The sequence below is a fragment of the Chryseobacterium sp. RLHN22 genome (genome assembly GCF_051011795.1).
Classification (GTDB): domain Bacteria; phylum Bacteroidota; class Bacteroidia; order Flavobacteriales; family Weeksellaceae; genus Chryseobacterium; species Chryseobacterium zhengzhouense.
The window spans coordinates 236,442-262,645 of the sequence record NZ_JBPCHW010000003.1; the positions used below are offsets into that span (position 1 = coordinate 236,442).

General features: G+C 34.8%; 23 protein-coding genes. 22 read left to right on the plus strand and 1 reads right to left on the minus strand.

Annotated features, from left to right (window positions below; translation table 11 throughout):
• The first annotated feature begins 52 nt into the window (after positions 1–52).
• From secA to msrA, 7 genes are all read left to right on the plus strand, one after another.
• A complete protein-coding gene (gene secA / locus ACR1PN_RS04895; RefSeq protein ID WP_433979104.1) occupies positions 53–3,127 on the plus strand; it encodes a preprotein translocase subunit SecA in 3,075 nt (1,024 codons plus the stop codon).
• A gap of 147 nt (positions 3,128–3,274) precedes the next feature.
• On the plus strand, positions 3,275–5,428 hold the full coding sequence (locus ACR1PN_RS04900; protein ID WP_433979105.1) for a TonB-dependent siderophore receptor: 2,154 nt from the start codon (positions 3,275–3,277) through the stop codon (positions 5,426–5,428).
• Between the two features lie 44 nt (positions 5,429–5,472).
• Positions 5,473–6,675 carry a PepSY-associated TM helix domain-containing protein gene (locus ACR1PN_RS04905; protein ID WP_433979106.1) on the plus strand — a complete coding sequence of 401 codons (1,203 nt, stop codon included), beginning with the start codon at positions 5,473–5,475 and terminating at the stop codon, positions 6,673–6,675.
• A complete protein-coding gene (locus ACR1PN_RS04910) occupies positions 6,675–8,792 on the plus strand; it encodes a TonB-dependent receptor (RefSeq protein WP_433979107.1) in 2,118 nt (705 codons plus the stop codon). Before ACR1PN_RS04905 ends, ACR1PN_RS04910 begins: the two co-directional genes overlap by 1 nt.
• A gap of 229 nt (positions 8,793–9,021) precedes the next feature.
• Positions 9,022–10,230: a PepSY-associated TM helix domain-containing protein gene (locus ACR1PN_RS04915; RefSeq protein WP_433979108.1), complete on the plus strand. Its 1,209-nt coding sequence runs from the start codon at positions 9,022–9,024 to the stop codon at positions 10,228–10,230.
• An 80-nt stretch (positions 10,231–10,310) separates the two neighbouring features.
• Positions 10,311–11,288, plus strand: a complete 978-nt coding sequence (locus ACR1PN_RS04920) for an ROK family protein (RefSeq protein WP_433979109.1) — start codon at positions 10,311–10,313, stop codon at positions 11,286–11,288.
• Positions 11,289–11,465: 177 nt separating this feature from the next.
• Positions 11,466–12,026, plus strand: coding sequence for a peptide-methionine (S)-S-oxide reductase MsrA (gene msrA, locus ACR1PN_RS04925; protein ID WP_433979110.1), 561 nt, complete (start codon positions 11,466–11,468; stop codon positions 12,024–12,026).
• Positions 12,027–12,056: 30 nt separating this feature from the next.
• Here msrA and ACR1PN_RS04930 read toward each other — a convergent pair whose 3' ends face one another.
• On the minus strand, positions 12,057–12,848 hold the full coding sequence (locus ACR1PN_RS04930) for a hypothetical protein (RefSeq protein WP_433979111.1): 792 nt from the start codon (positions 12,846–12,848) through the stop codon (positions 12,057–12,059).
• A gap of 374 nt (positions 12,849–13,222) precedes the next feature.
• On the opposite strand from ACR1PN_RS04930, the gene ACR1PN_RS04935 reads away from it, so the two are divergent.
• The 15 genes from ACR1PN_RS04935 to ACR1PN_RS05005 all read left to right on the plus strand — a co-directional run bounded on the left by ACR1PN_RS04935 (position 13,223) and on the right by ACR1PN_RS05005 (position 26,170).
• Positions 13,223–13,435, plus strand: coding sequence for a hypothetical protein (locus tag ACR1PN_RS04935; protein ID WP_433979112.1), 213 nt, complete (start codon positions 13,223–13,225; stop codon positions 13,433–13,435).
• A 69-nt stretch (positions 13,436–13,504) separates the two neighbouring features.
• Positions 13,505–15,136 (plus strand): tetratricopeptide repeat-containing sensor histidine kinase, encoded by a 1,632-nt coding sequence (locus ACR1PN_RS04940; protein WP_433979113.1) that lies wholly within the window; start codon positions 13,505–13,507, stop codon positions 15,134–15,136.
• 11 nt (positions 15,137–15,147) lie between these two features.
• Entirely contained in the window at positions 15,148–15,813 is a 666-nt protein-coding gene (locus ACR1PN_RS04945; protein WP_433979114.1) for a response regulator, read from the plus strand.
• 119 nt (positions 15,814–15,932) lie between these two features.
• On the plus strand, positions 15,933–16,265 hold the full coding sequence (locus ACR1PN_RS04950) for a YegP family protein (protein WP_378179621.1): 333 nt from the start codon (positions 15,933–15,935) through the stop codon (positions 16,263–16,265).
• 12 nt (positions 16,266–16,277) lie between these two features.
• A complete protein-coding gene (locus tag ACR1PN_RS04955; RefSeq protein WP_378179624.1) occupies positions 16,278–17,348 on the plus strand; it encodes a type I restriction endonuclease in 1,071 nt (356 codons plus the stop codon).
• Entirely contained in the window at positions 17,349–17,822 is a 474-nt protein-coding gene (locus ACR1PN_RS04960; protein ID WP_433979115.1) for an SH3 domain-containing protein, read from the plus strand.
• 13 nt (positions 17,823–17,835) lie between these two features.
• A complete protein-coding gene (locus tag ACR1PN_RS04965; RefSeq protein ID WP_433979116.1) occupies positions 17,836–18,459 on the plus strand; it encodes a PH domain-containing protein in 624 nt (207 codons plus the stop codon).
• A gap of 5 nt (positions 18,460–18,464) precedes the next feature.
• Complete coding sequence (locus ACR1PN_RS04970) at positions 18,465–18,680, plus strand: TM2 domain-containing protein (protein ID WP_378179633.1); 216 nt, start codon at positions 18,465–18,467, stop codon at positions 18,678–18,680.
• A 135-nt stretch (positions 18,681–18,815) separates the two neighbouring features.
• Positions 18,816–19,523, plus strand: a complete 708-nt coding sequence (locus ACR1PN_RS04975) for a response regulator transcription factor (RefSeq protein WP_433979117.1) — start codon at positions 18,816–18,818, stop codon at positions 19,521–19,523.
• Positions 19,524–19,526: 3 nt separating this feature from the next.
• The gene (locus ACR1PN_RS04980) at positions 19,527–20,936 is read left to right on the plus strand and encodes a sensor histidine kinase (protein ID WP_378179639.1); all 1,410 of its coding nucleotides are present in this window, start codon (positions 19,527–19,529) and stop codon (positions 20,934–20,936) included.
• Positions 20,937–21,080: 144 nt separating this feature from the next.
• Positions 21,081–21,578 (plus strand): hypothetical protein, encoded by a 498-nt coding sequence (locus ACR1PN_RS04985; RefSeq protein WP_433979118.1) that lies wholly within the window; start codon positions 21,081–21,083, stop codon positions 21,576–21,578.
• Between the two features lie 36 nt (positions 21,579–21,614).
• A complete protein-coding gene (locus ACR1PN_RS04990; protein ID WP_433979119.1) occupies positions 21,615–22,469 on the plus strand; it encodes a YoaK family protein in 855 nt (284 codons plus the stop codon).
• Positions 22,470–22,659: 190 nt separating this feature from the next.
• Positions 22,660–24,438, plus strand: a complete 1,779-nt coding sequence (mutL, locus tag ACR1PN_RS04995; RefSeq protein ID WP_433979120.1) for a DNA mismatch repair endonuclease MutL — start codon at positions 22,660–22,662, stop codon at positions 24,436–24,438.
• A gap of 4 nt (positions 24,439–24,442) precedes the next feature.
• Complete coding sequence (locus tag ACR1PN_RS05000; RefSeq protein ID WP_433979121.1) at positions 24,443–25,174, plus strand: rhomboid family intramembrane serine protease; 732 nt, start codon at positions 24,443–24,445, stop codon at positions 25,172–25,174.
• A 57-nt stretch (positions 25,175–25,231) separates the two neighbouring features.
• Positions 25,232–26,170, plus strand: coding sequence for an endonuclease/exonuclease/phosphatase family protein (locus ACR1PN_RS05005; RefSeq protein WP_433979122.1), 939 nt, complete (start codon positions 25,232–25,234; stop codon positions 26,168–26,170).
• Positions 26,171–26,204: the final 34 nt, after the last annotated feature.

The window sequence follows — 26,204 nt, forward strand, 5'->3', positions numbered from 1 at the left end:
GTGTAATTTTAATATGCTTAAAGTCTTAAACTTTAAGCTTAAATCAAATTCTATGAGTTTTTTAAATAAAGTTCTTAAAGGGTTTTTGGGAGACAAAAAAGCGCAGGACCTAAAGGAAGTAAAAAAAGTTGTAACAAAAATCAAAGCTGTTGAACCGTCAATCGGACAATTATCCGATGATGGCTTGCGAGAGAAAACTGCCGAGTTTAAATCTAAAATTAAAGAAGCGACAGCAAGTATCACAGCGCAGATAGAACAAATTAAAGAGCAAATAAAAAACTCCACCAATGTTGATGAGAAAGAAGCTCTGTTCTCTAAGATCGAAGCTTTAAAGAAAGATTCTTACGAAATCGAAGAAAAAGTTTTGGGGCAGGTTCTTCCTGAAGCATTTGCTTTAATTAAAGAAACGTCAAGAAGATGGGCACAAAACGGAGAAATCCGTGTAACTGCTACAGACTGGGATCGTCAATTGGCAGCAGCAGGAAAAGATTTTGTTGAAATACAAGGCGATCAGGCTGTATGGAAAAATTCATGGAATGCTGCAGGAACGCAGGTTGTATGGGATATGGTACACTATGATGTACAGTTCATCGGTGGTGTCATTCTTCACAGCGGAAAAATTGCTGAGATGGCAACGGGAGAAGGTAAGACATTAGTAGGAACTCTTCCTATTTATTTAAATGCACTTCCTGAAAGAGGAGTTCACGTGGTAACCGTAAACGACTATCTTGCCAAAAGAGACTCGGCTTGGATGGGACCATTGTATCAATTCCACGGAATGTCGATCGACTGTATTGACAACCACCAACCCAACTCAGACGGAAGAAGACAGGCGTACAACTCAGATATTACGTACGGAACAAATAACGAATTTGGTTTCGATTACCTGAGAGACAACATGGTAACTTCACCTTCAGAGCTTGTACAGAGAGAACTAAACTTTGCCATTGTGGATGAGGTTGACTCTGTATTGGTAGATGATGCGAGAACCCCATTAATTATTTCCGGGCCGGTTCCACAGGGAGACAGACAGGAATTTGATGTTCTAAAGCCTTCTATCGACAGAATCGTTGAAGTTCAGAAAAAAACGGTTTCTGCAATTTTTAATGAAGCTAAAAAATTAATTGCTGCAGGAAACACAAAAGAAGGAGGATTCAAATTGCTTCAGGCGTACAGAGGTCTTCCTAAAAACAGACAACTAATTAAATTCTTATCGGAAAGCGGAAACCGTGCATTGCTTCAAAAAGTTGAGGCTCAATATATGCAGGATAACAACCGTGATATGCCGATCGTAGATAAAGATCTATATTTCGTCATCGAAGAAAAGAACAATCAGGTAGACCTTACAGACAAAGGTGTTGAATATATGTCTCAAGGAAACTCTGATCCCAACTTCTTCGTTCTTCCGGATATCGGAACTGAAATCGCTGAAGTGGAAGCTAAAAATTTATCTAAAGAAGAAGAATTTGAAGCTAAAGAAAGACTGTTCTCTGATTTTGCCGAAAAGTCTGAGCGCGTTCATACCATGAGCCAGTTGCTTAAAGCTTATACATTGTTCGAAAAAGATGATGAGTATGTGGTAATCGACGGTGAAGTAAAAATCGTTGACGAACAAACAGGTCGTATCATGGAAGGAAGACGTTATTCAGACGGTCTTCACCAGGCGATTGAAGCTAAAGAAAATGTAAAAATTGAGGCAGCAACTCAGACATTTGCAACAGTTACCCTTCAGAACTATTTCCGTATGTACAATAAACTTGCGGGGATGACGGGTACTGCTGAAACTGAAGCTGGTGAACTTTGGCAGATTTATAAATTAGACGTTGTGGTGATTCCAACCAACCGTCCGATTCAAAGACACGACAAACAAGATTTGGTTTATAAAACCAACAGAGAAAAATATAACGCTGTAATTGAAGAAATTGAAAAATTAACAGCAGCAGGAAGACCTGTTTTGGTGGGTACAACTTCTGTTGAAATTTCGCAATTGCTTTCAAAAGCACTAAGTTTAAGAAAAATTCAGCACCAGGTTTTGAATGCTAAACTTCACAAGAAGGAAGCAGAGATCGTTGCAGGAGCCGGTCAACCGGGAGTTGTAACCATTGCAACCAACATGGCAGGTCGTGGTACCGATATTAAACTAACGAAAGAGGTAAAAGAAGCAGGAGGTTTAGCTATTATCGGAACTGAAAGACATGATTCCAGACGTGTTGACAGACAGTTGAGAGGTAGAGCAGGACGTCAGGGAGATCCGGGAAGTTCACAGTTCTATGTTTCTTTGGAAGATAACCTGATGCGTTTATTCGGTTCTGAAAGAATCGCTAAAATGATGGATAGAATGGGTCACAAGGAAGGTGAAGTTATTCAACATTCTATGATTTCTAAATCGATCGAAAGAGCGCAGAAAAAAGTAGAAGAAAACAACTTCGGGGTAAGAAAGAGACTTCTTGAATATGATGACGTAATGAACAAACAACGTGACGTAATCTATAAAAGAAGAAAGAATGCATTGTTCGGAGATCACCTGAAATATGATATTACCAACATGATTTTCGATGTGGCAAACTCTATTGTAGCTAAAGGAAAAGCTTCCGGAAACTACAAAGATTTTGAATTCGAAATCATCAAGAATTTCACTATGCAGTCTCCAGTTTCTGAAAACGATTTCAAATCTAAGCAAGTTGCAGAGCTTACCAACATTGTGTTCAAAGCAGCTCAGGAAGATTATCAGATGAAATTAAACTTACTGAAAGAAAAATCGTTCCCTATTATTGAGAATGTATATCAGAATCAGGGTTCTATGTTTAAAATGATTCAGGTTCCTTTCACAGACGGCCATAAAACAACAACAATTGTTACGGATCTGAAAGAAGCATATGAAACTCAGTGCGAAAGCCTTATTAATGATTTTGAAAAAAATATTACGCTATCTATCATTGATGAAAACTGGAAGCTTCACCTCCGTGAAATGGATGATTTGAGAAGATCTTCTCAGGGTGCTGTTTACGAACAGAAAGATCCTTTGGTAATTTACAAGCAGGAATCGTTCCACTTATTCAGCGAAATGGTTGATAAGATGAATAAAGAAATCATCAGTTTCTTATACAAAGGAGAAATTCCCGCATAAAAAAAGAATATTTATATAAAAAAGTCCTGTTGAAAAATTCAACAGGACTTTTTTATTTGGAATAAATCTTAATAAACTGACAAAAATCACACACATTGCTAATTTAGAATAATTAAAAACAATATATTTGCAGGAAATTTGACTTTCATGAAAAAAGTATTAGTTGGTATTTCAATATTAGGTTCTTTAGTAACTTATGCGCAAGAGAAAAAAGATTCTACAGCCTCTAAAAATATAGAAGAAGTTATCATCAATAAATTGGTGAAAAAACTTGATACAGAATCTTCCAACAAGATGCAGGTAAGCTTTATAGAAAATCCACAAGTCTATTCTTCTATTGATAGAGGAATTTTGGAAAATCAGAATATTTTCACAGTGGATGATGCCTACAGAAATGTAACCGGTTTGCAAAAAATGTGGAATCCGACAGGAAGAGCCGGCGACGGTGGATCATTTTTTGTTTTGAGAGGTTTCCCTTCACAGGCTTCCACAAGAAATGGTATGGTTGCTCCAGTTACTTCAACAATTGATGCAATTAATGTTGAAACATTAGAATTTTTAAAAGGTCCGGTGGGAACACTTTACGGAAGTACAGTAGCTTCTTACGGTGGTCTTATTAATAGAGTAACCAAAAAACCTCAGCAAAACTTCTTTGGTGCTGTTTCGGCTTCTGCAGGAAGTTATAATATTTACAGAGCAACTGCAGATATTAATGCGCCAATTACAAAAGACTTACTTTTCCGTGTAAATACAGCCTATACAAACGAAGGAAATTTCACAAAACCCGATGCTAAGAATCAATATTCAACCTTTGCTCCTAGCTTGACTTGGAATGTTTCCGATAAAGTTCAGTTGAATGTAGATTATGAATTGTTCAACAATCGAGTAACCGCAAATCCTTATTTCTTTTATCTTTCACCAAAAACTTTGAATGGAATTGATAACATGAAAGATTTGGAAAAAGCGGCAGGCCTGGATTATAAAGAATCTTTCACCGGAAACGATTTGTATATGACCGCAAGAAACTCCAATATTTTTGGAAATGTAAAATGGAAGATCAACAATAATATCACGTCAAGTACTTACATCAATAATTCCGATTCTTATTCTGACGGCTATAATCCCTATTTTTCTGTTGCTTACGATAACACTTCTTCTTCATATTTGGTTGCAAGAGCAGACCAGTCAACAAATGGAAGTAAAAAATCCTGGTTTCAGATTCAGCAAAACTTCAACTTCGATTATAATTTCTCTAATGGAATGAAAAATAAAACAGTTGTCGGTTTTGATTATATGAGAACTACAGAAAGATTACGTTACAAGTATCTAAACTTTAATTTTGATACGGTAGCTGCTTCAGGCGCAGATTATTCAGGAATGAACGCTTCTGCTTTAGAAGCTCTTTATGCTGACACAAATAATTTCTCAACTTGGGATTATTTAAGAGATTTGAATACTTATTCAGGATATATTTCCAATTTATTCACTCCGATTGCAAACTTGCACATCATGGCTGGACTTCGTTATGAAAACAACGATTATTTAGGCGGGACATCCGGGCCAAATACAGAGGAAGCATACAATCAATCTGCGTTTTCACCAAAAGCAGGAATTGTTTATGAAATCGTGAAAGGTACATTCTCGGTTTTTGGTAACTACCAAAACTCTTTTAGTTCCAAAGGATACTATACTTCTGATACAGCAGGAAATACAACTTTATCAGAGCCGGAAAGAGGAAATCAGTTTGAAGGTGGTTTCAAAGCAAGTTTATTTAACAACAGATTCAATGCTACCCTTTCTTATTACAATATTAAAGTGAAAAACCAGTTGCTGTACACGGGAGAGTATGCTCCAAATTTTGTTTCAGTTCAACAACAAATTGCTTCTACACTCAGCAAAGGATTTGAGCTGGAAGTTAATGCATATCTTGTTAAAGGTTTCTCATTAGTAGGAGGTTTGGCTTACAACGATACAGTAGATGAATCAACAGATTTAAGACCAACAACAGCTGGTTCTTTCTGGAACGCAAATTTCAACCTTGCTTATCAGTTTGTTGATGGAAAAATAAAAGGTCTCGGATTCGGATTTGGTGGAAATTATGCAAGTGACAATAATGTAACAGGAGATTTCATTTTACCAAAATATTTTGTTTTGAATGCCAATGCATTTTACGATGCCAAGAAATTCAGAATCGGGGTTAAAGTTGACAACTTTACCAATGAACATTACTGGACAGGTTACTCGACCGCTAATCCGCAAATTTTAGCAAACTTCTTAGGAACAATTGCTTATAAATTTTAATTAAATAAATAAAAGCTAATCTCTCTGGTTAGCTTTTTTTTACTATGAAAAAAAAACATCGCCACAAAAAGAAACCCTCTTTCACAAAAAAATGGTCTGCCAAACTGCATTTGTGGTTAGGTTTGTCTGTTGGGATTGTTGTGTTTATCGTTTCTTTGACGGGGACAATGTATGTTTTTAAAGATGAAATTCAAAACCAGCTTAGAAAAGATGCTATTTATATAAAAGCTGAAACGGTTACGCAAAAACCACTATCAATTGAAGTTTTAAAGGAAAAAGTTTCGTTAGAACTAAATGAAAAATATCCGATCAGTTCCGTTGAAATTCCTTTAGACAAAAACAAATCGTACGAATTTTTATACTACGAAAAAGATAAAAAAGCATGGAATTATTTTGATGAAGTAAAAATCAATAAACTTATTTACGTCAATCAATATACAGGCGAAATTCTTGGAGTTTACAACGAGAAGTATGACCTCTTCCCTATTCTCAAATCCATTCATTGGAGTTTATTATTAAAATCAGACTGGGGAAAATATGTGGTGGGAATTCCAGTTGTTTTGTTCATTATTATGCTGATTACAGGAATTATTCTTTGGTGGCCAAAAAATAAAAAATCAGCAAAAGGACGGTTCTGGTTCAAATGGGAAAATGTAAAAACCTGGAAACGCAAAAACTACGATCTACATCAAATCTTAGGCTTTTATGCTTCGTTCATTGCTTTACTTATGGGCATATCGGGTATTTACTTTTCTTATCCCTGGGTAAAAAATATTTTTAATTATACATTGTCAGGGTCTTTAGAACTTCCGAAAGAAAAAGAAATAAAGTCTCCGGATTCTCTTTTGTCAAAAAACAATTCAGTATTTGATCTTGCCGCTCAGGAAACAAGAATACTATACCCGGTCTCTTCCAGTTTTAGAATACCGCTCAACGGAAAAAATAAAAAAGGGAAAGAATTACAAAACATTCCGGTCACAATCTATGATGAAGACGGAAAATTTGCCATCAGAAGCCAGGTTGCCTTCGACAAATATTCAGGGAAAGTACTATTCAATAAACCACATCAGCAGCTCAACAGCGCAGAAAAATATGCTAATGCCAATTACGATATTCATACCGGATCTTATTTCGGATTGATTGGAAAAATTATCTGGTTTATTGCAGGACTCATCTGTACATCATTGCCGATTACCGGATTTTTAGTATGGTGGGGAAAAAAGAATAAAAAAGGAAAGAAAATATAATGAAAAAGGCACTATTATCAGCATCTTGTCTCGCAACCGTTACTGCATTTGCACAGAAAAAAGACAGTTTAAAAATAAAAAATGTAGACGAAGTTGTACTCACTGCTTCCAGAAAAAAAGAAAGCATAAAAGAAATTCCCAGTTCCGTAACAATTGTCGGTGAAAAGCAGGTTCAGTCACAGCTGACAGTAAATTCAGATATTACAAGTATTCTACAGTATACCGTTCCGAGTTTGGCAACAAGCTCAGGACAGACTTCAAATACAGGGCAAACCTTAAGAGGACGCCAGGTTTTGGTTTTAATTGACGGAATTCCGCAATCAACACCTTTGCGAAACGGAGCCAGAGATTTAAGATCCATTGATCCTTCTGTCATTGAAAGAATTGAAGTCATTAAAGGCGCCTCATCCATTTATGGAAATGGCGCCGATGGAGGTATCATTAATTATATTACACGGAAAAACAATTCCGACAAAAAAATTTCAGGAATTTCTCAGATTGGTATTACAGGACAGCCTTACGGCGAAACATTAGGGTTTAGGGCAAGCCAAATGCTTTCCGGAAGTTTTGCTAAAAAGTTTGACTACGTTGCTTCATTGGCGTACGAAAGAACGGGCTATATGAAAGATGCGGATGGGGTAAATTTAAGCCCTACCTACAGCCCCGCGAAAATGGATAATTACAACGGAATGTTGAAATTAGGCTATAACATTAATGACGATCAGCGAATTGAAGCATCTTACATTGGCTATGCCTCGAGATCTGATCTTAATTTAGGTTTAATAACAGGAAAATACGGCATGACTCCGACAATTGGAGAAGGTGAAGGTAAAAACCTTGAAACCACACCGCAGGGAACTCCGAGAAATCACAATTTAAAACTCAGCTACGACAACAAAAATATATGGAAAGGAACGTCATTAAATGTGAACCTTTATATGCAGGATTTCAGAACGGTTTATGGCTACAGCGACACATTCTTTGGCGGAGGGCAATCCAACGTAATTTCTAAAAAATACGGAGCGAGAGCCAACTTTGATACGCAGCTTTGGAATTCTCAAAATTCTCAGGGAGAAGTGATTTACGGAGTTGATGTTTTAAATGATCAAACTGTTCAGAAACTTGAAGACGGCCGTTATTGGACTCCCGATATGAATATGACAAATATTGCTCCTTTCATGTTGGTTAAAATTGACTTATTAAAGAAAATTACCATTAAAGGAGGTCTCCGATACGAAAATATGCAAGTGAAAGTAGGAGACTTCAACACGCTTTCCAGCATTAAAAACGACGGAACATTTACTCAAAGCATCTTCGTAAAAGGTGGCGATCTTGAGTATAATGCTTTGGTAGGAAATATTGGAGTTCGCTACAATATCAACTCCATGATCAATCTTTTCGGGAGTTTTTCACAGTCTTACTCGATTAATGAGTTGGGAAGAATACTAAGAACTTCAACGTCTGATACCATTACAAACCTTGAAACAAAACCGATCATCGTCAATAATTACGAATTGGGAGCAACGGGACAGCTTACAAAATGGATCAATTATGAAATAACATCTTATGTAAGTACATCAAAACTGGGAGCTTCTTTCATTCAAAGCCCGGACAGAGCCTTGACCATTCAGAGAGCACCTGAAGTAGTGTATGGTGTGGAAGGATTTCTTCATTTCAATCCGACAAAATGGATCAACTTCGGAGGAAGCTACAGCTGGATCGAAGGAATTACTTCGCCAAAAGACGATGGAGATTATTCCACAAAAATCAACAACAGCAGAATTTCTGCGCCGAAAGTTCTCGCTTATATTCAGGCAAGGCCAATCCAAAAACTGTCAGTCGGATTGGATATGCTTCATGTCTTTGGACAAAACAGGTTTTCTCCGAATTCAAAAACAGGATTGTATGTTTATGGGGAAGGAAAAGTACCGGAATACACAGTTTTCAATTTTAAATCAGGCTACGAAGTCAACAGCAACTGGAAGGTCTCTTTAGGTATTGAAAACCTTTTCAATAAAATGTACCAGCCTGCAATTGCCTGGTGGGCTGCAAGAGATGCAGACTTCACCAATTCTTTAGGGATGAGGGGAACTTTTATGGTTGAATATAAATTTTAATGTATTGAAACTTTTATTTCAAAAAGTAAGAAGTTGAAATTGTTAAAAATGATTAATAAAAAAATCAAAGTAGTTTTTATTGAGGACAAAACTCAAATAATTTGACTCATCAATTCTGTTTTGCAATAGAATTTTCAACTCAATCATGTTTAAAATAATCATAAAGCCAATAATTTATAAATATTCTAAATAAATTTAAAATATTATCTTTGCCGAAGTTTAGAAAAGAATGAAGAAAAAGCATCATCATAAAAAGAAAATCAGCCCTTTTAAAAAATGGACAGGAAAGCTGCATTTATGGTTAGGATTATCTGTCGGTCTGATTATTTTTATTGTTTCTATCACAGGAACGCTGTTCGTATTTAAAGATGAAGTAGAAAATTTCACAAGAAAAGAAGTCATCTATCATAAAGAACAAAATATTGCCCAAAAACAGGTACTTCCGATTCGCACATTAGAAAAAATGGTCGACCAACAGGTGAAAGAAAAGTACAAAATCCATTGGGCAAATGTTCCGATCGACAAAAAGATGTCTTATATTTTTTATTGGTACGAACATGATGTGAAAACATGGAATTATTTTGATGAATTTCCAATTTATAAATCGGCTTATGTAAACCCTTACAACGGAAAAGTATTAAAGGTTTACGATGAAAAGAATGGTTTTTTCAATATTGTAAAATCGATTCACTGGAGCTTCTTACTGAAGCAGGATTGGGGAAAATATGTGGTCGGAATTCCGGTTATTATTTTTGTGATCATGTTGATTTCCGGAATTATTCTTTGGTGGCCGAAAAATAAGGCAGCCAGAAAGCAGCGCTTCTCTTTCAAATGGCAGAATGTTAAAAGCTGGAAAAGAAAAAACTACGATCTGCACAATGTCTTAGGATTCTATGCCTCGATTTTCGCTCTAATTTTCTCAATTACAGGACTTTTTTATGCCTTTTTTGTGGTTCAGGCAATGATTTACTTCGTTTTTTCGGGCGGAAGCACAGTGTATCCTGACTTTTCTCATATCAAGACAAAAGCTCCGGCTGAAATGAGAACAGACACTACTTTAGACAAAGTAATCTCTACAGTTCAGGCAAAATATCCTGATTCATACGGATTTTCTGTTGATTTAGGACATCCGCATATGGATGATCATGAACATCCTAATTTTGAAGTGTATGTAAAGCATTTATCCTATTCTTATCACAAAAGCAGCAGTTTGATTTTTGACGAAAACTCGGGAGAACTATTGCACACCCACGATATGAAAGATAAAAATTTTGGTGAAAAAACGGTCGGAGCCAATTATGACATCCACGTAGGATCCATTTTAGGTTTGCCCACAAAGATAATTGCCTTTATGGTAAGCTTAATCTGTGCGTCACTTCCTGTAACAGGATTTTTAATCTGGTGGGGAAGAAGAAAAAAGACCAAAAAAGCAGTCTGATTTTTAAATAAATCCCGATTGCACATTATTAATACAATCTTTTTTATAAATTTATTGCCTCGAAATTATACAATAAGAAAATGTCAGTAGTAGATTTGTCAAAACAGGTTGCATTAGGTATCGATATCGGTGGAACCAATACCAAATTTGGCCTCGTAAATCACAGAGGAGAAATTTTAACGAAAGGTTCTTTGCCAACAGACCAATATAATACACCTGAAGCATTTGTAGATGCACTTTTTGAGCAGATACAGCCTTTAATCGATAAGCATTGTGAAGGGGGAATTGAAGGGATCGGTGTAGGTGCTCCCAACGCAAACTACTATAGAGGAACAATTGAACTTGCTCCCAATCTTCCTTGGAAAGGCGTTATTAATTTTGCTGATATAATGAAAGCAAAGTTCAACAGTCCTTGTAAAATGACCAATGATGCGAATGCAGCAGCTTTAGGCGAAATGATGTACGGTGCAGCAAGAGGCATGAAAGATTTCATTATGATTACTTTAGGAACCGGTGTAGGTAGCGGAATTGTTTCAGGCGGACATTTAACGTACGGACATGATGGTTTTGCGGGAGAATTAGGTCACACAATTGTAAAACCAGGCGGAAGAAAGCACTGGAGCACAGGTTCCGAAGGAAGTCTTGAAGCCTATGCTTCTGCAACAGGAATTGCCATTACCGCAAAAAAAATGAGGGCAGAATTTCCGGATTCTATGCTGAATCAGTTTCCTGAAGATGCCATTAATTCTAAAACCGTCCACGAATGTGCTTTAAAAGGAGATCCTGTAGCGATTGAGGTATTTAGATATACTGGTCAGAAATTAGGAGAAGCATTGGCGAATTTCGTGATGTTCTCGTCCCCCGAAGCCATTTTATTATTCGGAGGAGTTATTAAAGCCGGAGATTTCATTTTAAAACCCGCAAAACTTCATATGGAGAGAAATCTTCTTCCTATCTTCAGAAATAAAGTACGTTTGGTTTTCAGCGAACTTGATGAGGCAGATGCTGCCATTCTTGGTGCAAGCGCCCTGGTTTGGGAAAACAATCAGAAATTTTAATAGTAAAAGCATCCAGCAGGGTGCTTTTTTTAATGCACATTTTATCATTTGTGAAATCTATTATTGCAATTTATTCTAAAACAGTTAAAGCATTCTCAAATGAAAAACTTTTTCATAATTTTGAGTTCGTTTTCTGCCATAAAAAAGAAAACGTTTTAACAATCACTCAACTTAAGAATGGATAAAAATAATTTACAGCAAATCACTTTTGGTGGTGGATGTTTCTGGTGTGTGGAAAGCTGTTTTAATATGCTGAAAGGTGTAGAATCTGCAATTTCAGGTTATTCGGGAGGGCATAAAGACAATCCGACATACGAAGAAGTCTGCACTGGAGAAACCGGTCATGCAGAAGTTGTTCAGATCACCTATGATTCTTCAGTTATTTCTTATGAGCAACTGATGGATGTGTTTTTCTTTCTTCACGATCCAACTCAATTAAACAGACAGGGAAATGATATCGGAACGCAATACCGTTCTGTTAATTATTATAAAGATGAAGCAGAGAAAGCAAAAGCCGAAGAAGCCATCAAAGCTTCACAGGAATCTGGAAGATGGCCGGGAACTTACGTTACAGAATTAACACAGTTTGAAAAATTCTGGCCTGCAGAACAGTATCATCAGGGATATTACAATGAAAACCCGACGCAACCTTATTGCAGTGCAGTTGTTGGGCCAAAAATTCAGAAATTCAAAAAGCATTTTGGAGAGTTAGGAATGCTAAATGCTGATTCACAATAAAAATTAAAGCGGAGATTTTCTTCGCTTTTTTTATTGCCCACCACCATAAGTATCTATCATATACTCTGTAGCAAATCTCAAATCTTTTCCATTTTCAGGATTAATTCCATCCATTGTAAAAAATTCAACATTTCCGTTGTATTTAGAATACCAAACTTTTCCGAAAGCTTTATCGACCGTCAAGGTATCTTTTCTGGTAATCATTTTAAAATACTTTAAGACAACAGTATCAAGAGGTTTTAACTCTTTATGAGGATCTTTATCGTCGCAATAAGCTAATCTATATTGGCTTTTATCCCAATACATACATTCTTTTTTCTTTTCGGGCGCAGAGCTTAAAAATCCAAAAGAAGTAGAGCCTTCTTGATTATTTTTTTTATTCGACAAGTAGACATTCCCCGTCAGAAAGAGTGCTACAATAATAAAACCTCCAATTCCCAAACTACTTTGCTTGATGAGAAACTCAGGCATTTTTAGAATCGGCTTATTTATAACAGTTATCACCAAATTTGATAATGCCTGATGTATTTTATATTCAAAACTTTTCCAACCAGAGCAATAATCATTAAAGCTCTCAAACCCTAAATACCTACTTAAATCATCTAATATAATTGGTTTAATATTATAATCCTCCTCTCTTTCAACGATTGCTTTATAATAGGTCTCAAAAGATTTATAACTCAAAGTAATTCGATAATCATCAAATAAAGTTCTTTCAAGATATTTTGTAATACCACTAAACGATGTTTCAGGGGTTTCATTTGAAACTTTTTCAAAAACATCCTCCAGTAATTTTTTTCTCTCAGGTAAAAATTTGGACATACTCATAGATTATTATTGCGAAAATTAAGAAAATTAAGATCAAGCACCTTACGGTTTTCCGTAAGCTATCTCTGGAAAACTTTCCAAATTCTTTCCAAAAACTTTCTAACCCCTACTTTCATTTCCGCTGCATCTTTGCATCAGAGATTAGTGATAAACAAAACATTACAAAAACAAATTTACAAAACTGATTTCTAAAAACACCTGATAAAACGGAAGAAAACTCCGGGTTGGGAAGCAGATGTTTCTCTTCCGTTTTTGAAGGTTTACTTCCCAAAAATTTAGAAGCGCTTCGAAATTTAACGTGTACAGCTCGAGATCAAAGTATCTGCGAGAGGAAGAAAAACAATTTCAACTTCAAAAATTTAACGGAAATGATCCAATTAATATTAATGCTATTAGGTTTAGCATTCGGAAATAATAATGCAAATACTACAAATTGTGACAACGGAAATACAGTAATAATCCAAAGCGGCGGAACAGGAATTAGTCCTGGGACGGGAACCGATCCGGGAGATCCACCAGGTAGTGGAGGCAACACAGGAGGTAATACTGGACAAACTCCACCACCAAGTCCTAGACCTTAATAATATTTTAGAGCAGATTGTTTTAATCTGCTCTTTTTTATTAATTTGTACTGTAAACTAAGATACCATATGAAAAAGTATTTTTTCCTTATTTTAATAACATTATTATTTTTTTGTAATAAAAAAGGCTCTTTAAATCATAAAGAGAATATCGCAGACATTTATTATAAAAAAGCAAAAGCAACAGAACAAGATTCTGCATTTTACTATTTTAATTTGGCAAAAATCTCTTTTTCAGAAATATCTGATTCTGTAGGCGTCGGGAAATCCTTAGTTAATATGGCAATTATACAACATGATGAAGGTGATTATTATGGTAGTATAGAAACTTCTCTTGAAGCAAATAAATTCCTTAAAAACACCCAAGATAGTATTACAAGGCTTATATTAGCGTCAAGCTATAACAATATGGGGATTTGTTCTTCATATCTTTATGAATTTGATAATTCCGTAAAGTTTTATAAAGAAGCTCTTAAATATTCAAATGATCCCGAAAATAAATATACTTATTACAATAATTTAGGAAACGTATTAACAACCATCAAAAGATATCCAGAAGCCAAAAAAAATTTAAATCAAGCTCTTGATACCAAAAACAAAATTAGTTATGCTCGTGCTCTAAATAACTTAGCAAGAGCAAAATTCAATGAAAACTCTAATTACAATGCTTTACCTGAACTTTATAAAGCTTTAGAAATCCGAAAGGCAGAAAATAATCTTTACGAAGAGAATTCAAGTTACGCTACATTGTCTAATTATTTCTTAAGAAAAGATTCTAAGCAAGCTCTTTACTATGCTAAAAAAATGTTAGATGTTTCAACTAAAAATAATAGTAAAGAAGATCAGATACAAGCGTTACAAAAAATTATAACCTTAGATAAGGAAAATTATTCTAAATATTTTTTGAGATTTCAAACGCTAAATGACAGTATGCAAATTGCAAAAAGCAAAGCAAAAAATCAATTTGCCGTTATAAGATATGATGTAGAAAAACTAAAGGCTGATAAAGCTGAAAAAGAGTTTGAAGTTTTACAACGAAATATTGGGATCGCAACTTTGTTAATCGTTTTAGCTAGTGGAATATTTTACTATAGAAAAAGAAAGCAAAGACTTCTACTAGAATCCGAAAACAAATTAAAAGAGCAACAGCTTAAGACATCTAAAAAAGTACACGATGTTGTTGCCAACGGTATTTATCAGGTGATGACAAAAATTGAAAATCAAGACAATTTCAATAAAGAACAGGCGCTTGATGAATTAGAATTTGTTTACGAAAAATCCAGAGATATTTCTTATGACAAACCAGATTCTTCTGATCAGGACTTTAAAGAAAAAATTTCAAATCTCATCGCATCTTTTAAAAACGAGGAAGTCAATACGTTCACTGCCGGAAATGATGAGAAATTATGGGAAAACGCTTCAAAATCTACTCAAACAGAGGTTTACCAAGTCATTCGTGAACTTATGGTGAATATGAAAAAACATAGTAATGCGAGCAATGTTGCTTTAAGATTTGAAAAAATAAATAATAACATTAACATTCATTATACAGATAACGGAATTGGTATTTCTAATGAGCTAATTTTCAAAAACGGTCTGTCGAATACGGTTTCCCGTATAGACAACATCAACGGAAAAATTATTTTTGACACCAAAACCGAAAAAGGACTGAAAATTAATATTTCATTTCCTGTTTCTTAAAAAAATAAAAAATGTTTAAAAAAATTTTAATTTCCGAAGATCACGAAAGCATCAATATTTCAGTCCAAAAAACGTTAGAAGAACTCCATATCAAAAGCTTTGATTATGTATATTATTGCGATGATGCTTTAGCAAAAACACAGAAAGCCATTCGTGAAAAACAGCCTTATGATTTGCTCATCACTGATCTTTATTATGAAGAAGATCACCATCCTCAAAAACTGAAAGATGGCAAAGAATTAATTTCAGCAATCCGACAAGAGCAACCTGATTTAAAAATAATTGTTTTTTCAGCAGAGCACAAATCCGGAATTATAGACTCTCTTTTTTCAGATTACGGAATAAACGGTTACGTACGAAAAGCAAGACATGACTCTAAAGAATTAAAAAAAGCAATCAACTCTGTTTACAATAATGAAAATTATCTTTCACTTGATTTAAAACAAGATATAAAGAAGCTGAACAATTACGAATTCACCAGCTATGATATTACGTTGGTTTCTCTGCTTTCGCAGGGAGTTTTACAGAAAAACATCCCCGTATTTCTGCAAAACAACAATATAAAACCCAATAGCTTAAGCAGTATTGAAAAAAAACTCAACACTTTAAAAGAAGATTTGGGAATCAGCAATAACGAACAGTTGGTCGCTTTCTGCAAAGACTTAGGAATTATATAACTTCTCTTAATTAACTCTTCGAAGCCTTTCAAATTATTGAAAGGTTTTTTTGTTTACGGGAAACCGTAAGGATTGCTTTTCAAAGGGTTATACTTTTGGAGTAATAAAAAAATTCAATCATGGGAAAATTTATTATTACCAAAAGAGTAAACGGTGAAAACCAATTTAATCTAAAAGCCGAAAATGGCGAAATTATTTTAACAAGCGAAGGCTACACAACAAAAGCAAGCTGCCATAAAGGGATAGAATCTGTAAGGATCAACTCTCAGGATGATTCCAGATATGATAGAAGAATTGCTGTAAACGGAAAAGATTATTTCGTATTGAAAGCAAGAAACGGAGAAATCATTGGTAAAAGCCAGTTCTACAGTTCAAAATCAGGTATGGAAAGCGGAATTACTTCTGTAAAATTGAATGCCCCAACAGCAGAAATAATTGACCAAACCATCTAAAAGTTAAAAACTATGGACTTAAAAATTAAACTGGAGCAACTTCACCAAAAAGTCGTAGGCTTAAAAGATCAGATCGGAACTGAAGAAGCCACAAAAAATGCTTTTGTAATGCCTTTTATCCAGATTTTAGGATACGACATTTTCAATCCTACAGAGGTGATCCCGGAACATATTTGTGATATCGGCACAAAAAAAGGTGAAAAAATAGATTATGTGATCAGAAAAGATGATGAGCCTATTCTTATCATTGAATGCAAGCACTGGAAGGAAAGCGCAGATGCACACAACTCTCAGCTTCACCGATATTACCATGTTTCAAAGTCAAGATTTGGAGTACTTACCAATGGTATTGTTTATAATTTTTATACAGATCTGGAAAAGCCCAATATTATGGATGAAAAACCTTTTTTCACTATCAATATTGAAGACATTAAAGACAGCTCTATAAAAATTCTGGAAAGCTTTACAAAAAAAGGTTATAATCTTGAGAGCATCTTAGATTCCGCCGAAGCTTTAAAATATATAAAAGCCATCAGAAAAGAATTTGAAAAAGAAATAGAAAATCCTTCTGATGAGATGGTCCGTCTTTTAGTTGGGCGATTTTTCGAAAAACCTTTAACAGCCAACAGAATGATTGCCTTTAAAGAATATACCAAGAAAGCTTTGACAACTTCAATTAATGAGTCTATTAGTTTCAGGTTAAAGTCTGCTTTAAGCATCAATGAACAGATTGAAAAACAGGGAGAAAACATAGCAAATTCTGCTTCCATAAATGATAATAACGATTCTAAAATCGTAACCACCGAAGAAGAACTGGAAGGTTTTCAGATTGTGAAAGCTATTTTGAGAGAGAAAATTCCTTCTTCAAGAATTGCTTACAGAGACACCTTATCCTATTTCGGGATTTTACTGGATGACAACAATCGGAAACCTCTTTGCAGATTACATTTTAATACTACCAATAAATATCTGGAAACATTTCACAATGGAAAAGATGCTGGAGAAAAAATCCTTCTGAATAATTTGGATGAAATTTATAATTACAAAGCGGAGCTTTTTAAAACATTAGAAAATTACAACTAAATGAAAAAAATTCTATTGCTCTTCTTTGGAATTATCCTAATTACTCTCACTTCATTTTATTTTTCAAAAAATGAAATGAGCGGGCATGGTGGAAGATGCACCGGTTCGGCTTATTGTACGGCTTGTTCCAATTGTTCCAGATGTGGTCATTGTGGAGCTGGGGGAACTTGTGGTGTTTGTAGCGGAAGTTCTTCAGGAAGAAATTTCAACAATACATCTACAAATAAAAAAAGTAAAAATTCAAAAAAATCATATTCAAACTCAAATAATCCTCCATCTTCTTATAGCACATCAAGGTATACAAAAACAGAAACAATTAATGTTAGAAAAGGTCCTGGTTTTCATTTTAATATTATCGAAAAGATAAAGCAGAACTCTAATGTAACTGTCATTGAAAAAAAGAATAATTGGGTTAAAGTTCAGATTAAAAAAACAGGAACAACAGGATATATTTATTATAAAGACGTTAAATAATAAAACAAATTACATGAATTTAAAGAGTTTTTTAAATGAAGAACAAGATCCAAAAGCTGTTGAAAAACTATTGGAGAGAATCAAAGGGCTTCTTACCTCACAAGAAACCGTAGAATATATTGCAGTACAAAAAAAGCCGGCTTTAAATTTATCTCCGGATTGTATTGCACTTACAAACAGAAGAATTATTTTCTGTAGACCTAAAAATTTTGGATTGTCTATGGATTTTCAAGATTACAGTTGGGTAGATATTGCAGATTGTCATATTAAAGAAGGAATTTTGGGAGCTACTTTTATGATGCGAACTACAAAAAACTTCAGCAATATGATGGATTATTTGCCTAAAACGCAAGCCCGAAAATTATATCAATTTGCCCAAGAAATTGAAGAACAAATGAGAAATGTAAGACGTGAAAAAGAGCTGGAAACTAAAAGAGCATCTGCAGGAGGTGTTACAGTAAACAATGCAACTCCAATTATCACCCAACCTCAACATTTTCAACAACAAAAGCCATCACTAATTGAAAATGAAGATCCTTTTGCTCTTCTGCAAAAACTAAAAAGTTTAATGGAAAGCGGAATTATCTCTCCTGAAGAATTTGAAAATAAAAAGAACGAAATATTATCCCGAGTTTAAAAATTATGAAATCAAAATCTACTACCGTACTTCTTGCTTTTTTCCTAGGAGGATTAGGCATTCACAGATTTTACTTAGGTCAAAGTGGCAAAGGTATATTTTATCTGATATTTTGTTGGACACTCATCCCTGCTTTTATTGCATTAATTGACTTCTTTACTTTCATTTTTATGTCAGAAGATAATTTCAATTATAAATATAATCTCAAATCAGGATTCTAAAACAAATGTACATTATAAAAAACACACTCCATATATAACTTAAAAGGCGAATCTTGTATTCGTCTTTTTTGCGTTTAAATACAAAATCTCCGGTTTCCAATCTTTTTCCTATTTTTGTGAAGCTCACTATTTTTTATGAAAAAAATTGTTCTGATTGAGGATGAAACCAGCGTCGTTTCTTTTATTAAAAAAGGACTACAGGAAAAAGGATATGAAGTCTCTGTTGCTTTTGACGGGCCTACCGGTGTCAGTCTGGTACAGGAAAATGATTTTGATCTCGTCATCCTGGATATTATGCTGCCCGGAATGAACGGACTTGATGTCTGCAAAGAAATCCGGAAAACCAATAAAAATGTTCCTGTTTTATTTTTAACAGCTTTAGGAACCTCAGAAAATATTGTTTTAGGATTGGAAAACGGGGGTGATGACTATCTTGTAAAACCGTTCAAATTCATTGAACTGGTAGCAAGAATAAAATCTCTTTTAAGAAGAAGCAGCCCGATTGCAACACCCGAAGTACCAGAAAACAATTCAGACAGCGAGCATGTTTTCCAATTTTCAGATCTTATGGTTAACGATTACACCAAAAAGGTGAGCCGTGCGGGAGAAGAAGTTTCTTTAACCTCAACCGAATATAAACTTCTGATGTATTTTCTGAATAATCCTGAAAAAGTGATTTCCAGAGCTGAAATTCTGGATGCAGTTTGGGGAGTGAACTACGACCTGGGAACAAACGTTGTAGATGTTTACGTGAATTATTTAAGAAAAAAATTAGACAACCAAGAAGACAACAAACTCATTCACACTGTAATAGGAATGGGATACGTTTTAAAAAGACCTTAGAAAATGTTCAATAGAGTAATTACCAATCAAACCAAAACAATGGTGCTTCTGATGGTTGTTTTCACAACCGTTATCCTGATTTTTGGAGCGTCGGTATATTTTTCTATTGTTAATTTTTCGCATCAGAGGTTTTATGAATTGCTAAAAATACGTACAACAACGATTGTGCAGATCGAAAAAGGGAAAGAGCATCTCGATCTTCCTGAAAATTATATTCTCAACAGCAGAAACGACGAAGAACTTCCGATGGAAAGAGACTACGTTTTTGCCGTTCCCGAAGATTCTAATTTTAAAAAGATTTCGCACGAAGTTCATATTCCTGATACTTTTTTTAAAAATATCATCAAAACCGGCGAAGCCAATTTCAACGATTCGGAATTTTATTATATCGGGCAATCTTTTAAATATCAAAACAAAGATTATATTGCCATTGCTTCGGCAAAAAACCATTATGTGGTTCATTATCTTGGATTTTTGAAGAGAACATTGATCACCTGCATGATTCTTTCGATCTTTTTCAGTATGATTTTTTCTTTTTATCTGTCTAAAACTTTGTTCAAACCGATTCTTAAAATCACTGGCAAAGTAAAAGAGATCAGCTCTGAAAACCTTCATTTAAGACTTGAACCTCAACCGGATAATAAAGAACTGAATGAATTGATCGAAACGTTCAACACTATGTTGACAAGAATCGAAACCTCATTCGAAACCCAGAATCACCTTATCGGAAATGTCTCTCACGAGCTCAGAACTCCGCTTACTTCAATTATGGGAGAAGCAGATGTTGCCCTCTCCATCAACCGGACCGCGGAGGAATATAAAGAAACGCTTGAAATTATTCTTGATGAAGCCGAAAAGCTTGATAAAAAAATAAAAGCGCTTTTATTAATTGCGCAAACAGGATTTGACGGCAGAATTCAGAAAATCGATAAAGTAAGAATCGACCAGCTTTTATGGGATGTGATTGAAACTTTAAGAAGAATTGATTCGAGAAACAATATTTATCTCGACATCAGCATGCTTCCGGATAACCCTAAAAAACTCAAAGTTCAGGGTAATGAGCAGCTTCTTCATTTAGCGGTTGCCAATATTATCAACAATGGCTGTAAATATTCTAATCACCAACAGGTAAAAGTTTCCATCGGTGCCACAGATACCGACCTTTACATCATTATAAAAGACAACGGAATCGGCATTCCTGAATCTGAAATGAATAAAATCTACGACCCTTTTTTCCGTGCTTCCAACACCAGAAATTATGAAGGCTACGGAATAGGTCTTCCACTTGCGAGAAATATTGTAAGAATGCACAATGGTGAATTGTTGGTGAGTTCACACGAAAATCAGGGGACAACCGTTCAGATGCGTTTTCCTACTATTTACGGTACTCAACGGGAAGAAAACCAACCTTAGTTTCAAAAAGAAGCATTTTTAAAATGAAATTCTAATCTCATTTTAATCTCTTTAATTACATTTTAATTCCGTTCAAAAGATCTTCTAATCTTACCGATATAGTTTTGTATCATCAAAATATGCTACATAACTAAATCTAAAGATATGATCAAAACCATTTTAATAGCAACAGATTATTCTCTTGAGTCTCTGAACATCTTAAAAAGAGTTTTAAAAGAGAAAAACGCAGAAGAAAATGACACTCAGTACAAAATCTTACTTGTATCGGGCTATGATATGGGAGATTCTATCAGAGATCTTCTTTTCACTACGAAATCCAATGTATTTAGTAAAATCAGAACTAAAGAATTCTGTGATGCTTACGGAATTATCGTTAATAAATATCCGCATTTAGTTGATAAAATTGTTTGCGATATTTTCACCGGAAGTCTTCAGAGAGCTTTTAATAATTATGTAAAAGCTGAAGAAATTACAGAAGCTTACTACTCTTCTTCTCTGAAAAATAAAAATACGAAAGGAAAATTTGACCTTGCTCCGTACATCAGGAAATGCAAAGACCTCGCTTCCTACGAAGTGGTTTTGGGGACTCCCGAATTTATGCCGGAAAAAGGCAGATTGGCGGAAGTTTTCGTGGAAATTTAATGACAATTAAAGATAAACTGTTTAAAAATTTAAAAAATGTTAAGAAATTATAGTAACAGCAGAACGTTGGGAGACAACATAAGACTGGGGACGCTGACTGCCTTTACGGCAGGAACTATAAATATAGCATCTCTATTAATATTTCTCTCCTTTACCTCAAACGTAACAGGACATTACGCTGTTTTCGCTGCAGAAATCAGTAAAGGAAACTGGGGACAGGTTGCCGTAGTCGGAGCATGGATCTTCCTTTTCTTTTTCGGAAGTTTTACCGCCAACTTTTTCGTGATTAATTTTAACCGGAAAAGTAAATATTTTGCGCACGCCATGCCTTTGGTTTTAGAAATTTTGTGTTTGTTAAGCGTTGGCTTTTACGGACATCATTATTATCAGAAAACTCTTGAAGAAGCTGAGGTTCTTGTAGGGTTAATGCTTTTTGCAACAGGTCTACAAAATGGTTTGACGGCAAGTATTTCCAACTTTTTGGTTAAAACAACCCACCTTACGGGAACAACAACCGACTTAGGAATTTTGGCATCGATGTTTACACATAAGAAATACAGAAAAAACCCAGAATTAATAGCAAGAGGCAAACTGCTGATTAGCATCATGTTTGCTTATGTTTTAGGGGCTGTATTTTCAGGATTAACCTATTATTATTTGGAATTCAGTGTATTTTACGTCATCAGTGTATGTTTGGTAGTCGTTATCGGATATGATTTCTACAAGATTCATCTGAGACACTTTTATACCAATTACAGATATACCAAGATTTACCAGAAACCCAACCTGCTTTCTGTGATCTATGATAAAGTTCACGGCAATTCTGAAGCTTTGGGAAAACAGAAAAAATCTGAAAAATCTAAACTGGTTTTAGAAGAAAAAATGATGTAATAATCATTTTATGAAATTTGGACAGCACAAATTTGTATATACTTAGTTTGGGGTCCCTGATTGTTATACAATTAGGGGCTTTTTATTAACAGGATTGTGCAAAAGTTAGGGATAACTTAATCTTAAATCATTGTTTTACTGTTTTAAATCTTATTTGCTTTACCTATTTTTGTAAGTTCATTATTCATTTATGTCAGATATTATTCAGCTTTTACCCGATCATGTAGCCAACCAAATCGCAGCAGGTGAAGTGGTGCAGCGGCCTGCATCCATTGTAAAAGAACTTTTGGAGAACTCTATCGATGCGGGAGCTTCAAAAATAGAGCTGATTATAAGAGACGCAGGAAAAAACCTTATTCAGGTGGTTGATGACGGGAAGGGTATGTCCGAAACCGATGCAAGAATGGCTTTTGAAAGACATGCCACCTCAAAAATAAGAGGAACTGAAGACATATTTAAAATTGCGACAAAAGGTTTCCGCGGCGAAGCTTTGGCTTCTATTGCCGCAGTTTCCCAGGTAGAACTAAAAACAAAGCTTAAAGACAATGCTTTAGGAACCAATATTTATATTGAAGGCGGAGTTTTTCAGTTTCAGGAACCGGTACAGACTTCTGAAGGCTCTAATTTTTTAGTCAAAAATCTTTTTTACAACGTTCCGGCAAGAAGAAAATTTCTGAAAAACAATAATATTGAATTTCGTCATGTGATTGATGAATTCCAGCGTGTTGCACTGGCTCATGAAAATCTGGAGTTTTCTCTTTTCCATGATGACGATCCGGTTTTCAAACTGAGAAAAGGGACTCAGATGCAGAGAATTGTAGATATTTTCGGCAGAAAACTACAACCCCAGTTGATCCCTATTAAAGAAGATATCCTCTGGTGTCAGCTTCATGGCTTTGTTGCAAAACCTGAAGGAGCGAAAAAAACGCGTGGCGAGCAATTCCTTTTTGTAAACGGAAGGTTTTTTAAAAGTCCGTATTTTAATAAAGCCGTTCAGGAAGCCTTTGAAGGGTTGCTTTTACCGGGGTATATTCCTACATTTTTTCTTTTTCTTGAATTGGATCCTGAGAAAATTGACGTAAATATTCATCCACAAAAAACGGAAGTAAAATTTGAAGATGAACATCTTATTTTTGCTTTGCTTCGTTCTACAATCAAACGCTCTTTGGGAATTTACAATGTTGCACCAAGTCTGGATTTTGAAAGAGATCCGCAATTGGATGAAATCATGCAGAAAAGCTTCCCGAGCAAAAGCAATACGGCCAGTATAAAAATGCCCGAAATTATTGTAGATCGCGATTACAATCCTTTTCTGGAAGAAAGACAAACTTCGAAAGCTGAGATTCAGAATTTAGCCGAAATGTATCATCAGAATATTTCTGCGGAACCATCTAAAATCAATCTTTTTGAAGATGAAGATTTTGATGAAGATTTAATGCGACTCCCCAATGGATATTGGCTCTTCAATAAGGGAGACAACACTTTGATGCTCGACTTAGGCAGAATGCACCGTCTTCTGGTAAGTGAAAATAATAAATCGGCAAAGAAAACCAATACGAACAGTCAGTCTCTTTTGTTCTCTCTCGAGTACCACATGAATGAGATTGAAAAAACAAAATACAAATCAATCAAGAAATATCTTCCCGAATTGGGATTTGAAATGACCGTTGCTCACGAAAATGTATTGAGAATCGATGCTGTTCCCGAGGGTTTGAAAGAATCTCAGGTCATGAAATTTCTGGAGAATCTTTTTGAGATTTTAGAATATAAAACTGAGGAAGAATTTTTGCAGTTTTACCAAAACCAATGGAACAAAATGCAGTCGAAATCCCGTTTCGATTTTATTTATAAAGCAGATGCAGAACAACTTATTAAAGACTTCACCGCATTAGGCTTCCCGGAATTTTTGCCCAACGGAAAAAGATGTTTTTATGAAGTTCCGTTTAATGATTTTAAAAATAAATTTTAAGTAGATGTTTAACAATATACCGCCGCTTACGAGAAACATTTTACTAATTAATGTTGTTGTATTTATTATCGTAAATATCCTCAATAACAATCAGGTTAATGCTTATTTAGCGGGATTCTACCCGTTTTCACCATTTTTTCATTCGTGGCAAATTATTACGCATATGTTTATGCATGGAAGTATTATGCACATTTTATTCAATATGCTGACTTTATTTAGTTTCGGTCCGATATTAGAACAAAGTTTGGGTGATAAAAAATATTTAATTCTCTATTTTTTAAGTGGGTTTGGTGCTTTTTTCTTGTTCAATCTATGGAATTTTATTGAGGTTGAGCAGATAAAATCAAGTCTGGATGCTTTTGGTTTTGATATTAATGGTTATTTAGCAGGAGATTCCGTTCAATTTAAAGGCAATTCGGAGGCTATTCTTGAACAAAAAACTTTGGTTGAAAATTTAAAAAGTATCATTGCCGTGCCAATGGTTGGCGCATCTGGAGCAATTTTTGGTGTTATCGCTGCATTTGCAACTTTATATCCCGAAGCTAAAATCGGAATTATGTTCATTCCCGTTCCTGTAAAGGTAAAATATGTACTTCCAATAGTAATTATTGTTTCAATAGGATTAGGGGTAACGGGAAATGTCGGCGGAATCGCTCATTTAGCACATGTTGGCGGAGCAATTGTAGGGTTTATTCTAGCTAAAATCTGGAAAAAACATTTATATAGATTTAATTAATTTACTGTGAAGGTTTTCCGGATTATACTTTTCATTTTGCATTTAGCGCTGCTGTTTATGTTAGCAGGAATTTTGCTAAACGCTTATATTCCCCCGAAAATTTTTCCTTGGTTTAATTTATTGTCTTTAGGATTTCCTGTTTTGGTAATCGCATATATCGCACTCACTTTTTTCTGGATTTTCAGCTGGAAAAAAAGAGCATTTGTTTTTATGTTTGTAGGTCTTTTTTTTCTAAATCCTGTTAAAAGATGGATTAACTATTCTTCTGATAGCAAAGAAACAGCAAATCTAAAATTTGTTACTTTTAATATCAAAGGCGGTAAATTAGGTCTTGATGAAATTAAAAAGTATATTAACAGTAAAAATGCAGATATTGTTTTTGTTCAGGAATACGGATCGGAGTTTAACCTAAAAAATCTTAAAGGAGTATATTCAGTTCCTGTCATCTATTTTTATTCGAAATATAAAGTTGTAAGACGCAAAAATCTTTTTGAAAATCTTCCGGAAGCAAATAATACCGCACAATGCGAAGAGATAGATATCGAAATCAGAGGAAAAGTTTACCGTGTTTTCAATGTACATTTAGAGTCTTTCGGATTTGTAAAAAGCATGGTAAAGCTTAATGGTAACGGCGATGAGGATGAGAAAAAGGTAAAAGATTTGGTTAAAAGATTAATTCCTACTTTCAAAGCACATCAGGAACAAGTACAGATTATCCGGGAGCATATTGAAAATTCACCTTATCCCGTAATTGTTGCCGGAGATTTCAATGCAGTTCCGAATTCTTACGAATATTATGAGACATCAAAAGGTTTAAAAGACGCTTTCTATGAAGTAGGCAAAGGCAGTGGAACAACCTTCCACGATTATAAATATCCTTTAAGAATCGACTATATTTTTGCTTCAGAATCTATAAAGCCGGTAAGTTATAAAGTTGATCATTCCGTACATCTCTCAGATCATTTCCCAGTGACTGCCACTTTCAAAATTGATTAAAACCCATTTATGCGCATTTAAAACCACAATTGGC